This window comes from Gillisia sp. Hel_I_29, assembly GCF_000744275.1.
In the GTDB taxonomy this organism is placed as follows: Bacteria; Bacteroidota; Bacteroidia; order Flavobacteriales; family Flavobacteriaceae; genus Gillisia.
The window spans coordinates 1-21,360 of record NZ_JQLP01000005.1; the positions used below are offsets into that span (position 1 = coordinate 1).

Here is a 21,360-nt window from a genome sequence, read left to right on the forward strand (position 1 = left end):
AGAATTGAAAGGAAGCGGAGATATTTTTAGTAAGCCTAGTTTCAGTGAAGGACGATTTACGTCGTTTACCAGATAAAGGATTTGGGTATGGCGTATTAAAGTACTTTGGAGGCGGTTTTTCTTCTCGTGTTTTCCCCATCGATTACTTTTAATTATTTAGGTGATTTTGGGTCTTCGGTATCGAGTATGAGTCGTTCAAAGGATAGTGTTGTTTTTGAATATGGATCAGGATATACAGGGAATGATAATTCGGAATTAAATTCAAATTCATCGACCCCTTTAGGTGTTTCTGGTATGATTGTAAAGAACGTATTACAGTTGAGTATTTCATATGATAGGTCTCAATATAAAGAGGGTACTATTAATGCTTTATCAGAGAGTTATCAAAATCATTTAGAATTGTTGATAGAAGGCTTGTCTAAAGAAGATCAGCATTATTTAACCTCTAGTGATTTAACTTTTAAAGGGCTTTCTTCTTTAGAGTTATCGGTTTTGAATAAAGAGGATGATCTTGAGGATGTTTACCGATTGTCACCTTTACAGGAAGGTATTTATTATCACTGGTTATCTGGGGGTATTAATTCATCTGTTTATTTTGAACAGATGTCATATCGATTGGAGGGAGAGCATTTAGATATAGAATCACTTCGATTGAGTTATGATCTTTTAGTTTCTCGTCATGCGATACTTCGCACGAGTTTTAGTAATGATTATGCGGGAGAGAGTTTGCAGATAGTACGGAAGTCTGTATCGAGTAATTTTGTGTATGAAAAGGCAGATGCGTTTAAGAGTAGAGAAGATCAGGAGTCTTATTTACAAGAGTACCGCAAGTTAGATCGAGATCGCGGGTTTGATTTGGGAGCAGGTTCTCAGATGCGTTTAACTATAGTTCAGTTAAGCCCGAGCTCTTATGAATTTATATGGAGTCATCATCATATTTTGATTGATGGTTGGTGTATGAGTATTTTGATCAATGATTTTTATAAGTTATTGTATGGAGTTCAGAACAAACGACCAGTTACTTTATCACCAGTATCATTATATTCAAGTTATATTAGTTGGTTGGAAGGATTAGATAAGGATTCTAGTTTGTCTTATTGGTCAAATTATTTATCAGGCTATGATAGTAAATCAAGTTTACCATTTGTAAATAATAGATTGGAAGGTGATTATTCACAGAAGAAGGAGCATTTATTGCTAGAAGGAGATTTATTGAGATCGATGCAGTTATTATGTCGAGAATTATCGATAACCGAGAATAGTTTTATCCAAGGAGTTTGGGGTATTTATTATCGCGATATAACAATACACGCGATGTAGTTTTTGGAGCTGTAGTCTCTGGACGACCTGATGCTATACCAGGTATAGAGGATATGGTAGGATTATTTATCAATACGATCCCTGTTCGAATACAATACACAGAAGTAAGTACAGCTAAAGATTTACTAGAAGAGATACAACAAGGCTCGATCGCTAGTTTACCACATCATTATTTAAATTTATCGGAGGTTCAGTCTCAGAGTCCATTAGGAATGGACTTATTGGATCATATTATGGTTTTTGAGAATTATGCGGTCAAGGAGTTGGATGTTCTTCCTAGTGAGGAAGAAGACCATTCGTCTTTTGAGGATTCATCTGTTGTTTCAAGAGAGGTTTATGAGCAAACGAATTATAATTTTACAATTCTGGTAGTTCCTTTTAAAGATCAGCAGTTGCGAGTTGAGTTTGTATATGACCAAGGATGTTTTGAACAAGAGGAAATATTGCGAATGAAGGCTCATTTTATGAACGTATTGAGAAGCTTTGTGAGTGCTCCTGACAGTATATTAGATAGTATTGACTATTTAGATGATAAGGAGCGTGAAGAGTTGTTAGATGTATTTAATGCTACAGAAGTGGCTTATCCAAAGGGTAAGACGGTTGTAGATTTATTTGAGTCTCAGGTCTTAAAGAGACCAGAGGCCATAGCAGTAGTTTATGAAGATGAGCGTCTTAGTTATGGGGAGCTCAATAGACGTAGTAATCAATTGGGGCATTACTTAAAAGAGCGTTATAAGGTAAAAAGTGGAGACTATATAGGAGTTATGTTGAATCGATCTATTAATAGCGTTGTAGCAATGTTATCTGTAATGAAACTCAATTGTTGTTATGTACCATTAGATACGGATTATCCATCAAGTCGTCTCACGTATATTTTAAAAGACTCTAATACTCATCTTCTTATAACAGAAACGAATTTAGTAGAGTCAGGATTAGATTTAGTTAACACTATTTCAGTGAATATATCTTCTATAGATTTATCAGAATATTCGTCAATAGATTTAGATTTAAAAGAGGAAAGGATAGATGACGCGTTTGTTATTTATACCAGTGGTTCTACAGGTTTACCTAAGGGAGTTATTCAGACACATTTAATGTTAAGTAATTTAATTCAGTGGGATCTTAATAATTCAGGAATAGAGAGAGGCTTATGTCATTTACAGTATTCCTCATTTAGTTTTGATTCTTCGCTGCATGATATTTATTTTGCTTTGAGTGGAGGAGGAAAGGTTTGTATAGTTCATAAAGAAGCTTTATTAGATTATGACTTACTTAGTTCTTATATTTTAACCCATGAGATAGAGGTTTTGTCTTTTCCATTTGCAGGGTTGAATAATTTTTACAATGAACTAAATGTTAATAGTTTATTAGGACATCATATCAAACATATAGTATCGACAGGAGAACAATTATATGTTTCAGGGGCTTTGCAATCGTTTTTAAGCTCTAACCCTGAAGTAGAATTACATAATCATTATGGTCCATCGGAGACCCATGTAGCTACTAGTCATACTATGAGTTTTCAATCTGAAGATTTAGAGCATCGTTCTTCTATCGGCGTTCCAATTTCCAACACAGAGATTTACATATTAAATAGGGAGGGCTTATTACAGCCAGTAGGTGTAACGGGAGAGCTTTATATAGCAGGATCTGGCTTGGCTCGCGGTTATTTAAACAATGAGTTACTTACTAAAGAGCGATTTGTCTCAAATCCCTTTAAAGAAGGTACTCGTATGTACAAGACGGGAGATTTGGGCAGATGGAATAGTGATGGCACGATTACGTTTTTAGGGAGAGAGGATGCTCAGGTTAAGATCCGAGGGTATCGCATAGAGTTAGGCGAGATCGAGAGTGTATTATTGGGGCATGCAGATATAGATGAGGCTGTAGTTTTGGCCAATGATAATGATGGAGTTAAGGAGTTGGTTGCATATTTTGTAAGCAGCTTGGATCATGACAGCGCATCACTGCGCAGTTATTTAAAGGGCTTTTTACCCGATTATATGCTACCAAGTTACTATGTAGCGATGGATGTCTTCCCCTTAACACCCAATGGCAAGATAGATAGGCGCTCGTTACCCTCACCAGAGGGGTTAGAGATTAGTCATGGAGTAGAATATGTAGCCCCAGAGACAGATACAGAGAAGCAGTTAGTAGTTATATGGGAAGATATTTTAGGCAAAGAGAATATAGGTGTGAAGGATGATTTCTTTGAGTTAGGAGGTCATAGTTTAAAGGCTACACGTCTTTTATCAAAGCTTCATAAAACCTTTGAGGTAAAGTTAGCTTTGAAAGACTTGTTTGTTCACACAGTATTGGAGACACAGGTTTCTTTATTAGAGGAAGCTACAAAGTCTGCGTATGTATCCATCGAAAAGCTAGAAGCATCGTCAGATTATGCTATATCAGATTCACAGCGACGTTTATGGGTTTTGAGTCAATTTGAGGGCGACTCTTCGGTTTATAATTTACCATCTCGTTTAGTTTTAAATGGCAGTTATGATATAGAGTTATTTAAACGTGCCATTTATTCGGTAGTAGACCGTCATGAGATCTTACGTACTGTTTTTAAGGAGAACTCCCAAGGAGAGATTCGTCAGTGGATATTAGAACGAGATGCTTTAGGTTTTGAGATCGGTGAATTGGATCTACAAGGCGAAGCAGATATCGAGTCCTCGGTATTGAATTATCTGGATAACGACCGTATGGTGGAGTTTGATTTAGCCAAAGGTCCACTATTACGCGCTATATTACTACAGGTATCAGAAGACCGTTATGTTTTTTATTACAATATGCATCATATTATTAGTGATGGATGGAGTATGGATGTATTGTCAAGAGATGTATTTAAGTATTATGAGTTTTATAAGAGTGGAGGCGAATTAGACTTACCAGCGTTACGGATTCAATATAAGGATTATGCGAGTTGGCAATTGTCTCAATTGAGTACATCTATTTATCAGGGCCATCGAGATTATTGGACGGGCTTACTGGGAGGAGATCTTCCCGTTTTAGACTTACCAAGTTCAAAGGTACGTCCCGTGATACAGAGTCATCAAGGTCAATTACTTCGCACTTACATATCAAAGGAATCTACTCAGGGGTTAAAGCGATTTAGCCATCAAGAGGGAGGTACCTTGTTTATGGGCTTACTGTCTAGTTTGAAAGCATTGTTGTACCGTTATACGGGTCAAGAGGATTTGGTAGTAGGGACACCCGTTGCAGGGCGAGAGCATTCAGATTTAGAGGACCAGATAGGATTTTATATCAATACGTTAGCATTACGTAATGAAGTTCGTTCAGAGGATAGTTTTGAAGATTTATTTAGACGGGTTCGTCAAAGGACTTTAGATGCTTATGAGCATCAGGGATATCCTTTTGATCGTCTTGTTGAGGATTTAGAACTTCGTAGGGATACGAGTCGAAGTGCTGTATTTGATATGATGTTGGTATTACAAAACACAGGAGATGCTCATCAGGGAATAGGTATAAGTGATTCAGATGTAGAATTGATAACCGATCAGGGGTTTAATTTAAGCAAGTTTGATTTGAGTTTCACTTTTGAGGAACGTGGTGATTATTTGGCATTGCTACTAGAATACAACACAGATGTTTATGAGCAGGAGATGCTAGAAGGCTTTATAGTTCATTATAAAGAGTTTCTAGAGAAGTTACTTAGTAATCCAGAGGCCTTAATAGGGAGTATAGATTATTTGGCAGAAGAAGAGCGAGTGGAGTTACTAGATGTTTTTAATGCGACCGCGTTTGATTACCCGAGAGATAAGACCGTTGTAGAATTGTTTGAGGAGCAGGTAAGTAAAACCCCAGAGGCCATAGCCGTTGTTTATGAAGAGGAGCGTCTTAGTTATGAGGAGCTTAATAGGCGCAGTAATCAATTAGCACATTATCTACAAGCACATTATACCATCGAGCCAGATGATTTGGTAGGGATTATGCTACCGCGAAGTTCTTGGATGATTGTGGGGATCCTGGGGATCTTAAAGAGTGGAGGGGCTTATGTACCAATCGATCCTGATTACCCAGAGGATCGAATAGCTTATATGTTAGAGGATAGTAAGTGTAAAGTGCTTTTGGACGAAGAATTTCTAGATAAATTTAATAATAATAATAAGTCAGACTATTCGACAGATAATTTATCGATAAGTTTATTGCCTTCTAATTTGTTATATGTTATTTACACGAGTGGCTCTACAGGGAAACCTAAAGGGGTTATGATTGAGCATAGCGGAGTTATTAATCGAATAGATTGGATGTGGAAAACATTTAATTTTAAAGAAGGCGAAGTAGTTTTACAGAAGACCACATTTACATTCGATGTATCCGTTTGGGAGATTTTCTTGCCTTTATGTTGGGGAAATAGAATGATTATTTGTACAAAAGAAGAGACGTATTCTCCTATAGCCCTTATGTCTTTGATAGAAAAGCATGGTGTGAATTCTTTACATTTTGTACCTAGTATGTTTAATTCCTTTTTGTTGGAAGTTTTAGCTATAGAAGGCGCCAAAAAATCCTTACAAAGTGTCAAACGATTGATAGCAAGTGGAGAATCGTTATCAATAGAAAGTGTACGAAGTTGGTATGGGCATTTAAAGGCACCTATTTATAATCTTTATGGCCCAACAGAAGCATCTATAGATGTTACTTACCATAAAACGAGTATTACAGATGAAAAAATTTCAATCGGTGTTCCAATTTCCAACACAGAGATTTACATATTAAATAGGGAGGGCTTATTACAGCCAATAGGCGTTACAGGAGAGATTTCTATAGCAGGATCTGGCTTGGCCCGCGGTTATTTAAACAATGAATCACTTACTAAAGAGCGATTTGTATCAAATCCTTTTATAGAAGGCACTCGTATGTACAAGACGGGAGATTTGGGAATATGGAATAGTGATGGTACGATTACGTTTTTAGGGAGAGAGGATGCTCAGGTAAAGATCCGAGGGTATCGTATCGAATTAGGCGAGATCGAGAGTGTATTATTGGGGCATGCAGATATAGATGAGGCTGTAGTTTTGGCCAATGATAATGATGGAGTTAAGGAGTTGGTTGCATATTTTGTAAGCAGCTTGGATCATGACAGCGCATCACTGCGCAGTTATTTAAAGGGCTTTTTACCCGATTATATGCTACCAAGTTACTATGTATCGATGGAAGGTTTACCCTTAACACCTAATGGCAAGATAGATAGGCGCTCGTTACCCTCACCAGAGGGGTTAGAGATTAGTCATGGAGTAGAATATGTAGCCCCAGAGACAGATACAGAGAAGCAGTTAGTAGTTATATGGGAAGATATTTTAGGCAAAGAGAATATAGGTGTGAAGGATGATTTCTTTGAACTAGGAGGCCATAGTTTAAAGGCTACACGTCTTTTATCGAAACTTCATAAGACCTTTGATGTAAAGTTAGCATTAAAGGATTTGTTTGTTCACACAGTATTGGAGACTCAGGTATCTTTAATAGAGGAAGCTACAAAGTCTGCGTATGTATCCATCGAAAAGTTAGAAGCATCGTCAGATTATGCTATATCAGATTCACAGCGACGTTTATGGGTTTTGAGTCAATTTGAGGGCGGCTCTTCGGCCTATAATATGCCTTCACGTTTAGTTTTAAATGGCAGTTATGATGTAGATTTATTTAAACGTGCCATTTATTCGGTAGTAGACCGTCATGAGATCTTACGTACTGTTTTTAAGGAGAACTCCCAAGGAGAGATTCGTCAGTGGATATTAGAACGAGATGCTTTAGGTTTTGAGATCGGTGAATTGGATCTACAAGGCGAAGCAGATATCGAGTCCTCGGTATTGCGTTATCTGGATAACGACCGTATGGTGGAGTTTGATTTAGCCAAAGGTCCACTATTACGCGCTATATTACTACAGGTATCAGAAGACCGTTATGTTTTTTATTACAATATGCATCATATTATTAGTGATGGATGGAGTATGGATGTATTGTCAAGAGATGTATTTAAGTATTATGAGTTTTATAAGAGTGGAGGCGAATTAGACTTACCAGCGTTACGGATTCAATATAAGGATTATGCGAGTTGGCAATTGTCTCAATTGAGTACATCTATTTATCAGGGCCATCGAGATTATTGGACGGGCTTACTGGGAGGAGATCTTCCCGTTTTAGACTTACCAAGTTCAAAGGTACGTCCCGTGATACAGAGTCATCAAGGTCAATTACTTCGCACTTACATATCAAAGGAATCTACTCAGGGGTTAAAGCGATTTAGCCATCAAGAGGGAGGTACCTTGTTTATGGGCTTACTGTCTAGTTTGAAAGCATTGTTGTACCGTTATACGGGTCAAGAGGATTTGGTAGTAGGGACACCCGTTGCAGGGCGAGAGCATTCAGATTTAGAGGACCAGATAGGATTTTATATCAATACGTTAGCATTACGTAATGAAGTTCGTTCAGAGGATAGTTTTGAAGATTTATTTAGACGGGTTCGTCAAAGGACTTTAGATGCTTATGAGCATCAGGGATATCCTTTTGATCGTCTTGTTGAGGATTTAGAACTTCGTAGGGATACGAGTCGAAGTGCTGTATTTGATATGATGTTGGTATTACAAAACACAGGAGATGCTCATCAGGGAATAGGTATAAGTGATTCAGATGTAGAATTGATAACCGATCAGGGGTTTAATTTAAGCAAGTTTGATTTGAGTTTCACTTTTGAGGAACGTGGTGATTATTTGGCATTGCTACTAGAATACAACACAGATGTTTATGAGCAGGAGATGCTAGAAGGCTTTATAGTTCATTATAAAGAGTTTCTAGAGAAGTTACTTAGTAATCCAGAGGCCTTAATAGGGAGTATAGATTATTTGGCAGAAGAAGAGCGAGTGGAGTTACTAGATGTTTTTAATGCGACCGCGTTTGATTACCCGAGAGATAAGACCGTTGTAGAATTGTTTGAGGAGCAGGTAAGTAAAACCCCAGAGGCCATAGCCGTTGTTTATGAAGAGGAGCGTCTTAGTTATGAGGAGCTTAATAGGCGCAGTAATCAATTAGCACATTATCTACAAGCACATTATACCATCGAGCCAGATGATTTGGTAGGGATTATGCTACCGCGAAGTTCTTGGATGATTGTGGGGATCCTGGGGATCTTAAAGAGTGGAGGGGCTTATGTACCAATCGATCCTGATTACCCAGAGGATCGAATAGCTTATATGTTAGAGGATAGTAAGTGTAAAGTGCTTTTGGACGAAGAATTTCTAGATAAATTTAATAATAATAATAAGTCAGACTATTCGACAGATAATTTATCGATAAGTTTATTGCCTTCTAATTTGTTATATGTTATTTACACGAGTGGCTCTACAGGGAAACCTAAAGGGGTTATGATTGAACACAGCAATTTAAATTCATTTCTTCAATGGAGTATAAAGGAATTTAAAAATTCTTCATTTGATTCAATGCTTTTTACAACTTCAATATGTTTTGATCTATCTATTTTTGAAATATTTTATACTCTAATAAGCGGCAAGGTTTTGGAGGTGTTAGAGAATGGCCTTTCAATTTCAAAGCATTTGAGTTTATCAAATAAACTAATGGTAAATACAGTACCTAGTGTGGTTGGTAATTTATTATTAGAAGATTTTGATTTTTCATCTATATCAATATTGAATATGGCAGGAGAGCCTATTCCAGAAGGTTATTTATCTAAATTAGAAAGACAAATAAGCGAAATAAGAAACCTTTATGGTCCTTCAGAATCAACTACATACAGTACTGTTTATAGAATTGTTGATGGACAAAAAATTTCAATCGGTGTTCCAATTTCCAACACAGAGATTTACATATTAAATAGGGAGGGCTTATTACAGCCAGTAGGCGTTACAGGAGAGATTTATATAGCAGGATCTGGCTTGGCTCGCGGTTATTTAAACAATGAGTTACTTACTAAAGAGCGATTTGTCTCAAATCCCTTTAAAGAAGGTACTCGTATGTACAAGACGGGAGATTTGGGCAGATGGAATAGTGATGGCACGATTACGTTTTTAGGGAGAGAGGATGCTCAGGTTAAGATCCGAGGGTATCGCATAGAGTTAGGCGAGATCGAGAGTGTATTATTGGGGCATGCAGATATAGATGAGGCTGTAGTTTTGGCCAATGATAATGATGGAGTTAAGGAGTTGGTTGCATATTTTGTAAGCAGCTTGGATCATGACAGCGCATCACTGCGCAGTTATTTAAAGGGCTTTTTACCCGATTATATGCTACCAAGTTACTATGTATCGATGGAAGGTTTACCCTTAACACCTAATGGCAAGATAGATAGGCGCTCGTTACCCTCACCAGAGGGGTTAGAGATTAGTCATGGAGTAGAATATGTAGCCCCAGAGACAGATACAGAGAAGCAGTTAGTAGTTATATGGGAAGATATTTTAGGCAAAGAGAATATAGGTGTGAAGGATGATTTCTTTGAGTTAGGAGGTCATAGTTTAAAAATAATCAAGGTTGCTTTTAGAGTTCAACAAGACTTTGGAATAAAATTGGATCTTAATAAATTGTTTGTAGAACCAAATATAAAATCTCTGGCTAAATTTTTAGAAACTATAAAATGGATGGAGGATAGAAGTCAAGACAATAATTTAGAAGATAATAAATTAATTCTTTAATAAAAGATTAAGATGGATGAGATTATAGAAATATTAACAAAATATAAAGATAAAAATATAGCAATATCCTTAGATAAAGAAGGAGTAAACCTAAAAATCACAGGAAATATTAATGAATTAACTGAAGCAGATAAGAATGATTTAATTCATTCAAAACCATTTTTAATCAAGTTTTTCAAAGAGCAAGAACAAGCAAAATTGCAAATAAAAGCTTTAGCAGAACAAGCAAATTATAGTTTATCTTCTTCACAGCAACGTTTATGGGTTTTGAGTCAATTTGAGGGCGGCTCTTCGGCATACAATATGCCTTCACGTATATTTTTAGATGGCAGTTATGATGTAGATTTATTTAAACGTGCTATTTATTCGGTAGTAGACCGTCATGAGATCTTACGTACTGTTTTTAAGGAGAACTCCCAAGGAGAGATTCGTCAGTGGATATTAGAACGAGATGCTTTAGGTTTTGAGATCGGTGAATTGGATCTACAAGGCGAAGCAGATATCGAGTCCTCGGTATTGAATTATCTGGATAACGACCGTATGGTGGAGTTTGATTTAGCCAAAGGTCCACTATTACGCGCTATATTACTACAGGTATCAGAAGACCGTTATGTTTTTTATTACAATATGCATCATATTATTAGTGATGGATGGAGTATGGATGTATTGTCAAGAGATGTATTTAAGTATTATGAGTTTTATAAGAGTGGAGGCGAATTAGACTTACCAGCGTTACGGATTCAATATAAGGATTATGCGAGTTGGCAATTGTCTCAATTGAGTACATCTATTTATCAGGGCCATCGAGATTATTGGACGGGCTTACTGGGAGGAGATCTTCCCGTTTTAGACTTACCAAGTTCAAAGGTACGTCCCGTGATACAGAGTCATCAAGGTCAATTACTTCGCACTTACATATCAAAGGAATCTACTCAGGGGTTAAAGCGATTTAGCCATCAAGAGGGAGGTACCTTGTTTATGGGCTTACTGTCTAGTTTGAAAGCATTGTTGTACCGTTATACGGGTCAAGAGGATTTGGTAGTAGGGACACCCGTTGCAGGGCGAGAGCATTCAGATTTAGAGGACCAGATAGGATTTTATATCAATACGTTAGCATTACGTAATGAAGTTCGTTCAGAGGATAGTTTTGAAGATTTATTTAGACGGGTTCGTCAAAGGACTTTAGATGCTTATGAGCATCAGGGATATCCTTTTGATCGTCTTGTTGAGGATTTAGAACTTCGTAGGGATACGAGTCGTAATGTGATTTATGATATTTCAGTTGTGCTTCAAAACTTCGAGGAAGAATCTACTGTTTTAGAACCTACAGAAGAAATGGTGAATACCGTCTATGATGATGGAATAAGTGTGAGTAAGAATGATGTAGAGTTTACCTTTGGGGAACAAGGGGATTATCTATATTTAAATGTTGGATACAACACAGATGTTTATGAGCAGGAGATGCTAGAAGGCTTTATAGTTCATTATAAAGAGTTTCTAGAGAAGTTACTTAGTAATCCAGAGGCCTTAATAGGGAGTATAGATTATTTGGCAGAAGAAGAGCGAGTGGAGTTACTAGATGTTTTTAATGCGACCGCGTTTGATTACCCGAGAGATAAGACCGTTGTAGAATTGTTTGAGGAGCAGGTAAGTAAAACCCCAGAGGCTATAGCCGTTGTTTATGAAGAGGAGCGTCTTAGTTATGAGGAGCTTAATAGGCGCAGTAATCAATTAGCACATTATCTACAAGCACATTATACCATCGAGCCAGATGATTTGGTAGGGATTATGCTACCGCGAAGTTCTTGGATGATTGTGGGGATCCTGGGGATCTTAAAGAGTGGAGGGGCTTATGTACCAATCGATCCTGATTACCCAGAGGATCGTAAGTCATATATAATATCAGAGACAAATTTAAAGGTGCTGATTATTAATTCAGAAAGTATGTTTGATGTTTTAGACTTAGAAACAAGCATACTAGCGATAGATATAGAACTTGAGAACTACAAAGGAGATTCTGAGAGTGGTATAAACCCACCGCATATTGCAAACTCAAAGGATTTGGCCTATGTTATTTACACGAGTGGCTCTACAGGGAAACCTAAAGGGGTTATGGTAGAGCATAAATCAATTGTTCGTTTAGTAAAGGGCACTAATTATTTTGAAATAAGAGAAGGAGATAAGGTTTTAAGTTTTTCAAACTATGCTTTTGATGGTTCTATATTTGATATTTTTATGCCTCTTCTAAATGGAGGTATTTTAGTATTGTCTTCAAAGCATATTTTTTTAAATATTGAAAAGCTAAATGAGTTAATAAAGCAGGCTAGTATAGATAGTTTTTTTATAACTACAGTGTTATTTAATTCGTTGGTAGACTCAGAATTAGATTCGTTAAAGGGGCTTAAATATGTTTTATTTGGAGGCGAAAGAGTCTCTGTTAAACACGTTAGGAGATTTAGAGAGTTATATCCTAAAGTGAATCTTCATCATGTATATGGACCTACAGAGAACACAACATTTTCTTCGTGGTATAAGGTAGAAAAAATCCCAAAATTAGCGCAAACGATCCCAATAGGCTCAGGAATATCTAATAGTACATGTTATATTTTGGATGAACAGCATCATTTAGTACCCAAAGGAGTTATAGGGGAGATTTATCTGGGAGGAGAAGGTTTGGCTCGAGGTTATTTAAAAGAGTCAGATTTTAGATCAAGAAAATTTATAAGGTCCCCATTTAAAGAAGGGCAACGCCTTTATAAGACGGGTGATTTAGGTAGGTGGACGTTTGATGGAGCTATAGAATTTATCGAGCGAAAGGATAATCAGGTAAAGATACGAGGATATCGTATAGAGTTAGGGGATGTAGAGAGTGAGTTATTGAAGAATGAAGAGATAGATGAAGTTATGGTTCTATTACTTGAGGTAGATAATGGCGACAAGAGGTTGGTGGCATATTTTGTTTCCAAAGAAGAACAAACGATTAATGGGTTGCGAAAAAAGTTACGAACAACACTTCCGGAATATATGATTCCTCATCACTTTGTTCAAATAGATCGTTTTGTTTTAAATTCTAATGGTAAGGTAGATCAGCAAAGGTTACCAGATCCTCGAGAAATAGTTGCATCAACAGGCATGGAATTTATTGCTCCACGAAATGGGACGGAGAAACAAATAGCAGAAATATGGGAAAACCTTTTGAAACATAAAGGGATAAGTATTCAAGACAATTTTTTTAGTCTAGGAGGTGATTCTATTGTTATAATTCAGGTTGTAAATAAGTTAAAACAGATATTTAATAGAGAGATAGATATTCAACGTTTTTATCAGTCTCCAACGATAGAGGAGTTAGCATTGTATCTTAATGAGGAGGGTAATGATAATGAGATTTTAGGTGATTTAAGGAGTGAGGTTAATCAAGAGTTGGAGGAGCTTAAATTGGAGGTGTTAGAAGAGTTAGAGGATACTCAAAATATAGAAGATCTTTTCCCCATGAGCGATATTCAAAAAGGGATGATATTTTCTTCATTACAGGATCCGAGTTTAAGCATTTATCATATGCAAATGACTTTTCATATACCTCATATAGATTCTAATATTTTTGAAAAGGGCTTCTCACTTTTAATCGATAAGCATAGTATATTACGTACGAGTTTTAATTTAAATGATTATCGAGAACCTGTTCAATTAGTCCATAAAGAGATTTCATTTAATATAGATACTATTGATTTACAGGGAATGCCTCGTGCAAAACAGATTGAATATATTGAGCAATATTTAGAAGATGAGCGTAAAAAACCATTTGAAGAATCGATAGCACCATTATGGAGATGGAGTGTTTTTAAAATAAGCAATGATTCTAGTTTTTATGTATTTCAATTTCACCATGCATTATTAGATGGATGGAGTGATGCTTCATTATTGACAGAGCTTTATAATGTTTGTTTAAGTTTACGTATTACACCAGGTTTTAAGCCAGCTCTTCTAAAATCTAATTATAAAGCAAGTGTTGTAGAGAGTTTGGTTCATAAAAGGAATAAGGGTCTTACCGAGTATTGGAAGGATCAAATGACAGATTACAAGCGATTAGATATTTTCACTAATGAAAATAAATTAGAATCTTATAGAAAGAGATATGATAGTACCTATTTAAATAAGTTAAAATCATTTGCAGAAAAGAACAATATCACATTAAGAAATTTATTTCTTGGGTCTTATCTTTTCTCTTTGTATTCCTATACATATGATAATGATTTAACTATAGGTGTAGTCTCAAATTTAAGGCCTTTGGAGGAAGATGGGGATTTAATTTTAGGGTGTTTTTTAAATACACTTCCTTATAGATTTAAACACTCAGAAGACTCTAGAATAAGTTGGTTGTCTTATTTTAAAAGTATAGAGACTAAATATTGGGAAGTTAGAGGGCATGATAAGTTGACTCTTTTTAATATATCAAATATTGTAGAGGAAAGGATATTAAATGGGAATCCATTTTTTGATGTTTTGTTTAATTATGTTGATTTTCATGTATATGAAGGGTTGAAACAGGAACAGGTTGAAAGTGAAGAAGAGAGAATGGCAATTGGAGGTCATGGTCCAACAAATACATATCTGAATTTTTCAGTAGATAATACAGGCAATAATCTGGAAGTTAGTTATGCATTACGTAAAAAGTTAAAGGCAGGTATTTCTTTAAATGATATAGCTTTTACAGCAGAAGCAGTCTTAAATCAATTAATAACGGCTCCAGAATCATTAATTTCAAAGACAGGTATTCTTCCAAAAGAGATGGAAGATACATTATTGCATGTTTTTAATGCGACCGCGTTTGATTACCCGAGAGATAAGACCGTTGTAGAATTGTTTGAGGAGCAGGTAAGTAAAACCCCAGAGGCCATAGCCGTTGTTTATGAAGAGGAGCGTCTTAGTTATGAGGAGCTTAATAGGCGCAGTAATCAATTAGCACATTATCTACAAGCACATTATACCATCGAGCCAGATGATTTGGTAGGGATTATGCTACCGCGAAGTTCTTGGATGATTGTGGGGATCCTGGGGATCTTAAAGAGTGGAGGGGCTTATGTACCAATCGATCCTGATTACCCAGAGGATCGAATAGCTTATATGTTAGAGGATAGTAAGTGTAAAGTGCTTTTGGACGAAGAATTTCTAGATAAATTTAATAATAATAATAAGTCAGACTATTCGACAGATAATTTATCGATAAGTTTATTGCCTTCTAACCTGGCCTATGTTATCTACACGAGTGGCTCTACAGGGAAACCTAAGGGAGTTATGGTAGAGCATAATTCTTTAATTAATTTATGTTATTGGCATATTAAGAACTATGATTTAACAGAGTCAAGTAGAGCCACTTTATTTTCAGGAGTTGGCTTTGATGCTTTAGTTTGGGAGATTTTCCCTTATCTTTTATCAGGAGGGAGCCTTTATCCGATAGAAAATAGTATTCGATCTAATATAGAAGTCTTGATAGATTTCTTGAATACTAATTCAATAACTCACTCATATATTGCAACTTCGCTATATAACATTTTTTCGGAGTATTCATCTTCTTTAGATCATTCAATAAAGGTATATGTTGGAGGCGAAGCTTTATTGGTAACCAGCGAGAGTGAGAATATAGAGTTATATAATAATTATGGTCCAACAGAGAACACGGTAGTTACTAGCTTTTATAAAGTGATAGAATATGGTAATTATCTGGCTCCCATTGGCGTTCCAATTTCCAACACAGAGATTTACATATTAAATAGGGAGGGCTTATTACAGCCAATAGGCGTTACAGGAGAGCTTTATATAGGAGGAGCTGGCTTGGCTCGCGGTTATTTAAACAATGAGTTACTTACTAAAGAGCGATTTGTCTCAAATCCCTTTAAAGAAGGTACTCGTATGTACAAGACGGGAGATTTGGGCAGATGGAATAGTGATGGCACGATTACGTTTTTAGGGAGAGAGGATGCTCAGGTTAAGATCCGAGGGTATCGCATAGAGTTAGGCGAGATCGAGAGTGTATTATTGGGGCATGCAGATATAGATGAGGCTGTAGTTTTGGCCAATGATAATGATGGAGTTAAGGAGTTGGTTGCATATTTTGTAAGCAGCTTGGATCATGACAGCGCATCACTGCGCAGTTATTTAAAGGGCTTTTTACCCGATTATATGCTACCAAGTTACTATGTAGCGATGGAAGGTTTACCCTTAACACCTAATGGGAAGATAGATAGGCGCTCGTTGCCCTCACCAGAGGGACTAGAGATTAGTCATGGGGTAGTGTATGTAGCCCCAGAGACAGAGACTCAAAAGAAGTTAGTAGCCATTTGGGAAGCGGTCTTAGGTAAGGATAAGATTGGTATCAAGGATGATTTCTTTGAGTTAGGAGGGCATAGTTTAAATATATTTAGGGTTATATCAAAAATCGAAAAAGAATTTCAGATTAAAACCCCATTTAAACTAATTTTTGATAATCCTAATATTGATAATTTATCTAAAGCCATTTCTACTTATTATTTAGATCATAAATATGAAACTCAATCTATAAACTCTAAGATTAATAATAAGGTGAATTTATTTTTAGTACCACCAATTATGGGTATATCTTCAATTTTCTTTGATCTAACTAAAGAATTAGAATCAAATTTTAATTGTTATGGGTTAGATTATAATGATTTAGAACAGAATTTAAATTCTTCCATTGAAGTTCTTTCAAAAACCTTTATTGATAATATTTTTAATGTTCAAAAAGAAGGAGAATTTTTCATTTTAGGATATTCAATGGGAGGCTATATCGCATTTGAAATAGTCAAGCAAATGCAATTTTTAGGGTATAATGCTAATTTAATCATAATCGATAGTTATACTGATGTTGATAGAACTTTTTATTTTAAGCAAACAGAAGTTGACTATAAAGAAATATTGATAAAGATTCTGGGAAAAAACATAGTTGATAAAATGGATAATTCAGAACTTAAAAATATGAAAGATCTATATACAGTAAATTTCAAAATTTTAGCCAATTATGTTATAGAAGGAAATATTAGAGGAGATATGTTAGTTTTTGAAGCATTAAATAATAATGTTGCATACGAAATGAATAATTGGAGCAAATTTATTGATGGAAAGTTGAATATAGTAGACTTAAAAGGAAATCATTATACAATTTTAAATGAAACAAATTACCAAAAAATTAAGAAAGAATTAATGCTTTTAATAGATTAGAAATGAAAATTAATAAAGATCAAATCAAACAGTATTTTAAAGAGGGGTATTTAGTAATCAATAAACTATTTTCAAAAGAAGAAATTCTTAATTATAAAGAAGAAATTTCATTTTATGATAATAAAATTCATTGGGATAATATTATTTCTGAAGATAATGAAATCAGATCAATTTTTGCTCCTCATAAAAGCTCCGATTTATTTTCTAAATTATATAAGGATAAAAGACTAATTGATACTTCTGCTGCATTGATAAAGGATAGTATTTACTTATATCAATTTAAATTAAATCTAAAAGCTCCATTTGTTGGTAATTATTGGGAGTGGCATCAAGATTACCCATATTGGCATTTAGACGATAATACGCAGAATCCAGATATGATTTCTGCATTAGTTTATTTAGATGATACTAAATCCTATCAAGGTCCTCTTATGATACTTCCGGGTTCTCATAAAAATGGAATCGCTAAGTTTAGAGATAAAAAAAAATTAGAAACAGATAATTTATTAAGTTCATTGGGATCTAATTTAAAATATACGATTGACTTTGAAACAGTAAAAAAGTATGCAGATAAAAAAGAAATTTTAATCATGGAATATAATGCAGGAACAGTCGTTTTTTTTCATCCTAATTTATTTCATGCGTCTGTAGGAAATTTATCTCCATATAAAAGAGATTCCGCAATAATTACTTATAATAGTATAAATAATATACCAAAGGGAGAAAATAAAAGACCTACTTTTATATGTTCTAGAGATTATGAAGCTTTAAACTAGATGATATTGAATGTAAACAATTTAAAATATAGTTTTGTATTCAAATACCATAAAAGAAATGATAAATATCTGGTTTTTTGATTTAAGAAAATTTGAAAGTAAAGATTTTTATAAATCACTAGAATTATTCCCTTTAATTCTTCAAAATGATATTAAAAAATATCAATTTGAAAAAGACAGGAACTCTAGTTTGATTGCTCGCTTATTACTGAGAAAAGCAATCATAGATACAGGACATTCAATTAGCTTACTCGATAATTGGAAAAGAGGACCTTTTAACAAACCTTTTATTGAAGGTTGGGATTATTTTAACATAAGCCATTCAGGTGATTTTGTTGTGTTATGTTTCTGTACAACATTAGATATTGGTATTGATATTGAAAGGATAGACACTAAGATTGATGTAGTTTCTTTGTTAACTTATTTTAATGAAAATGAAAAAGATTTTATTTTGAATTCGAATGATAAAACTGTTGATTTTTTTCATTTATGGACAAGAAAAGAAGCTGTTTTAAAAGGTATTTCACATGGGTTTTATAATGGGTTAAAAGAAAATGATTGTAGTCAAAACGTTGTAAGAAATGGAAATGAATACTGGTTTTTAAAGGAAGTTAAAATTGTAGAGAATTATATTTGTTATTTAGCTTATACTACCGTGCGTGAAATTGGTGTGAAAGTCAGGGAAATTAAATTTTAATTTTACTACTTCAACTTTAAATTGTATGTTTGATAGTCGAAAATTAAATACTCATGTAATTTTTAAATACTCATGTAATTTTTAAAAATGATAAAATTTAATAATTTTTATTTTACTTACCCTAATGATATATCAATATATAAAGATTTAAATTTAGAACTAAACTCAGGAAAAATTTATGGATTATTTGGAAAGAATGGAGCTGGGAAATCTACACTTTTAAAAAATATCCTAGGACTTAATCGACCAACACAAGGTGAAGTGCTTGTTTATAATAATATTCCAATAAAAAGAACTCCTGCATTTTTAAGTGACATTTTTTTTATTCCTGAAGAAGTATATCTCCCTCCTATAAAGCAAGTCAGTTTCATAAAAATTTATGGCTCATTTTATCCGAATTTCTCATTTGATCAATTGTGTGATAATTTAAATCGGTTAAAAGTACCAGCGACTAGAAAATTGAATAAACTTTCATTTGGACAACGTAAAAATTTTATAATAGGATTTGCATTAGCTTGTAATACTAAAATTGTTATAATGGATGAACCAACTAATAGTCTTGACATACCATCAAAAAGTCTTTTTAGGGAGTTAATTCGTTCGAAAATTAACAAAGACAAGCTTTTTATAATATCTACACATCAAGTAAAAGATTTAGAAAATATTTTAGATCATATACTTATAATTAATGAGGGAGAATTAACATTAAATGCAAATATTAATGAAATATCAGAAAAAATTGCATTTAAATTTTATAATTCTAGATCAAATTCTAAAAATATAATTCTAGAAGAAGAAGTTACAGGAGGATATGCCGTAATGGAAACTAATACAAAGAATGAAAAGACAAATATAAATTTAGAGCAGCTTTTTACTGCTAGTATTTTAAAACATGAACAGATAGCTTCAATTTTTAGTAAAACTTAAGGTTTATAAAAAATGAAAGAACAGGTTAATATGCGTAGATTGATATATGCAATTTGGCGTTTAATTTCAGAAAGAGGAATTAAAATTATAGGTAGCATACTTGTAATCACCGCTATATGTGGATTTTTTATGGTTATTTCTGGTTTAAATCAATCTGGTTATGTGGAGGTTCGATCAGTTTTTGTTATATTTGGATTAGTTTTTGGACCTATTATATACATATGGATCTTAGCTAATGAATTTACGAATAATTCTCAAGGGATTTCATACCTTTTACTACCCAGTTCTATTTTTGAAAAATGGATAATTAACAATTTATTGGGGATAGGTTTTTATTTTTTGAGTTTTGCTAGTATCTTTAGATTTCTTGATATAAAGATAGTTGCAAAAATTAACAGTAGATTATCAAATATCGATGCATATTCTGAAAACTTATCTAGGATAAATATTTTGAGATTTGATCAAGAATTATTTTACATTCCTATGACATTAGGAATAATTGTTAGTTTAGGAATTCTTATAGGAGCACTTCATTTTAAAAAAAATGCATTATTCTACTCTTTGGGTATAATTTTAATTATATCAGTTATGCTACTAGTGATTAACTATGTAATTGCTAAAATTGTTTTTGGCAAAATTTTAATTTTTGATTTTAAATCAATAATTCCCTTTAATACAATTTTGGTTAAACCCGAGGGTAGTATAAAAAATTTTTTGTTGTATTCTCCTTTTGATGGAAAACTTTTATTTTTTATGATTGCTATTCCAATAATTGGAATTTGTTCTTGGATTTATTATTATAAAATAAGAGAAAAAGATCTATAATTTTCATATCGAAATTGTATTTAATAAAAAGAAAGAATTAAAGCATGTTTTAATGTAAATAAAATGAAGAAAAGTACCTTTTTATTATTAAGTTTAATTGTTCTTTTGTGTGCGGGATTTCTTTTATTTAGTTTAATTTTAAAGAAACAATATGGCGTGATAGATAAGACAGATGAGTTTTGGGAATTTAAATTAAAGAAAGATTTAAATTTTTCAAATATAAACGTCGATGGTGGAAATAGTATTTATTTTTCTATTGTTAATAAGCCAGAAAATGAAGGTATAATGTATAAGGAAGAATTTAATGACTATATAGACTATAATATTAAAAATGATACATTGTTTATAAAGATCAATAAAAAATCAAAAAAAATCAAATTAAAAAGTATTAGAAAAAAAGATGCAAGTTTGATAATATTTTATGACACATTAAAATCGTTGATTATTAAAAATTCTTTTTCAGATATTAGTTTGAAAAATCAAAAAAAGATTAATATAATACTAAATGGAAAATCTGATATAGAGGTTAAAAGTATTGGAGAAAACATTGATAGTTTATCTATTAATACTTACGATAGTTCTATTTTAATGTTTAACTCTAAGTGTCGATCTTTTAACATTGACCATCTTAGTTTAATAGTTTCTGATAGTAGTTATGTTAGTTTAATTAATATTGTACCAGATAAAACTTTTCTAAAGTTAAATGATAATGCTAGAGCTATTTTGAACTCTAACATAGTTAACTCTTTATCTATAGAAAGTAAGTAGAGATCAACAAAGTATTATGGGTTTTTCTATAGATTAAATACTTTTACCTTTTCAAAAACTGATACGCCTGAAAAAAATCTTACAAAAGAGGGGGTACTGTTTCATTATAATTAATTAGGTACATTCATTAGTTGTTTAAATAGATTGTATATTT

At 33.7% G+C, this 21,360-nt stretch carries 7 protein-coding genes and 1 pseudogene; all 8 read left to right on the plus strand.

The window, feature by feature from the left end:
* Positions 1-294: 294 nt before the first annotated feature.
* Positions 295-1,814 (plus strand): annotated as a pseudogene (locus P163_RS18795) (condensation domain-containing protein); the annotation flags it as partial.
* A gap of 81 nt (positions 1,815-1,895) precedes the next feature.
* Positions 1,896-9,980 (plus strand): amino acid adenylation domain-containing protein, encoded by an 8,085-nt coding sequence (locus P163_RS17790; protein WP_410503401.1) that lies wholly within the window; start codon positions 1,896-1,898, stop codon positions 9,978-9,980.
* Positions 9,981-9,992: 12 nt separating this feature from the next.
* The gene (locus P163_RS05135) at positions 9,993-17,213 is read left to right on the plus strand and encodes a non-ribosomal peptide synthetase (RefSeq protein WP_034888377.1); all 7,221 of its coding nucleotides are present in this window, start codon (positions 9,993-9,995) and stop codon (positions 17,211-17,213) included.
* 2 nt (positions 17,214-17,215) lie between these two features.
* Positions 17,216-17,989: a phytanoyl-CoA dioxygenase family protein gene (locus P163_RS05140; RefSeq protein ID WP_034888379.1), complete on the plus strand. Its 774-nt coding sequence runs from the start codon at positions 17,216-17,218 to the stop codon at positions 17,987-17,989.
* 34 nt (positions 17,990-18,023) lie between these two features.
* Positions 18,024-18,686, plus strand: a complete 663-nt coding sequence (locus tag P163_RS05145) for a 4'-phosphopantetheinyl transferase family protein (RefSeq protein ID WP_156100660.1) — start codon at positions 18,024-18,026, stop codon at positions 18,684-18,686.
* An 87-nt stretch (positions 18,687-18,773) separates the two neighbouring features.
* Positions 18,774-19,613: an ATP-binding cassette domain-containing protein gene (locus P163_RS05150; protein WP_034888381.1), complete on the plus strand. Its 840-nt coding sequence runs from the start codon at positions 18,774-18,776 to the stop codon at positions 19,611-19,613.
* A gap of 12 nt (positions 19,614-19,625) precedes the next feature.
* Positions 19,626-20,438 (plus strand): hypothetical protein, encoded by an 813-nt coding sequence (locus tag P163_RS05155; RefSeq protein WP_034888382.1) that lies wholly within the window; start codon positions 19,626-19,628, stop codon positions 20,436-20,438.
* A 63-nt stretch (positions 20,439-20,501) separates the two neighbouring features.
* Positions 20,502-21,206, plus strand: coding sequence for a hypothetical protein (locus tag P163_RS05160; protein WP_034888384.1), 705 nt, complete (start codon positions 20,502-20,504; stop codon positions 21,204-21,206).
* Positions 21,207-21,360: the final 154 nt, after the last annotated feature.

Bases quoted from the DNA above. Each gene is read 5' to 3' on its own strand.
- P163_RS05135 (WP_034888377.1), top strand. From the start codon at position 9,993: ATGGATGAGATTATAGAAATATTAACAAAATATAAAGATAAAAATATA.
- P163_RS05140 (WP_034888379.1), top strand. From the start codon at position 17,216: ATGAAAATTAATAAAGATCAAATCAAACAGTATTTTAAAGAGGGGTAT.
- P163_RS05150 (WP_034888381.1), top strand. From the start codon at position 18,774: ATGATAAAATTTAATAATTTTTATTTTACTTACCCTAATGATATATCA.
- P163_RS05155 (WP_034888382.1), top strand. From the start codon at position 19,626: ATGAAAGAACAGGTTAATATGCGTAGATTGATATATGCAATTTGGCGT.
- P163_RS05160 (WP_034888384.1), top strand. From the start codon at position 20,502: ATGAAGAAAAGTACCTTTTTATTATTAAGTTTAATTGTTCTTTTGTGT.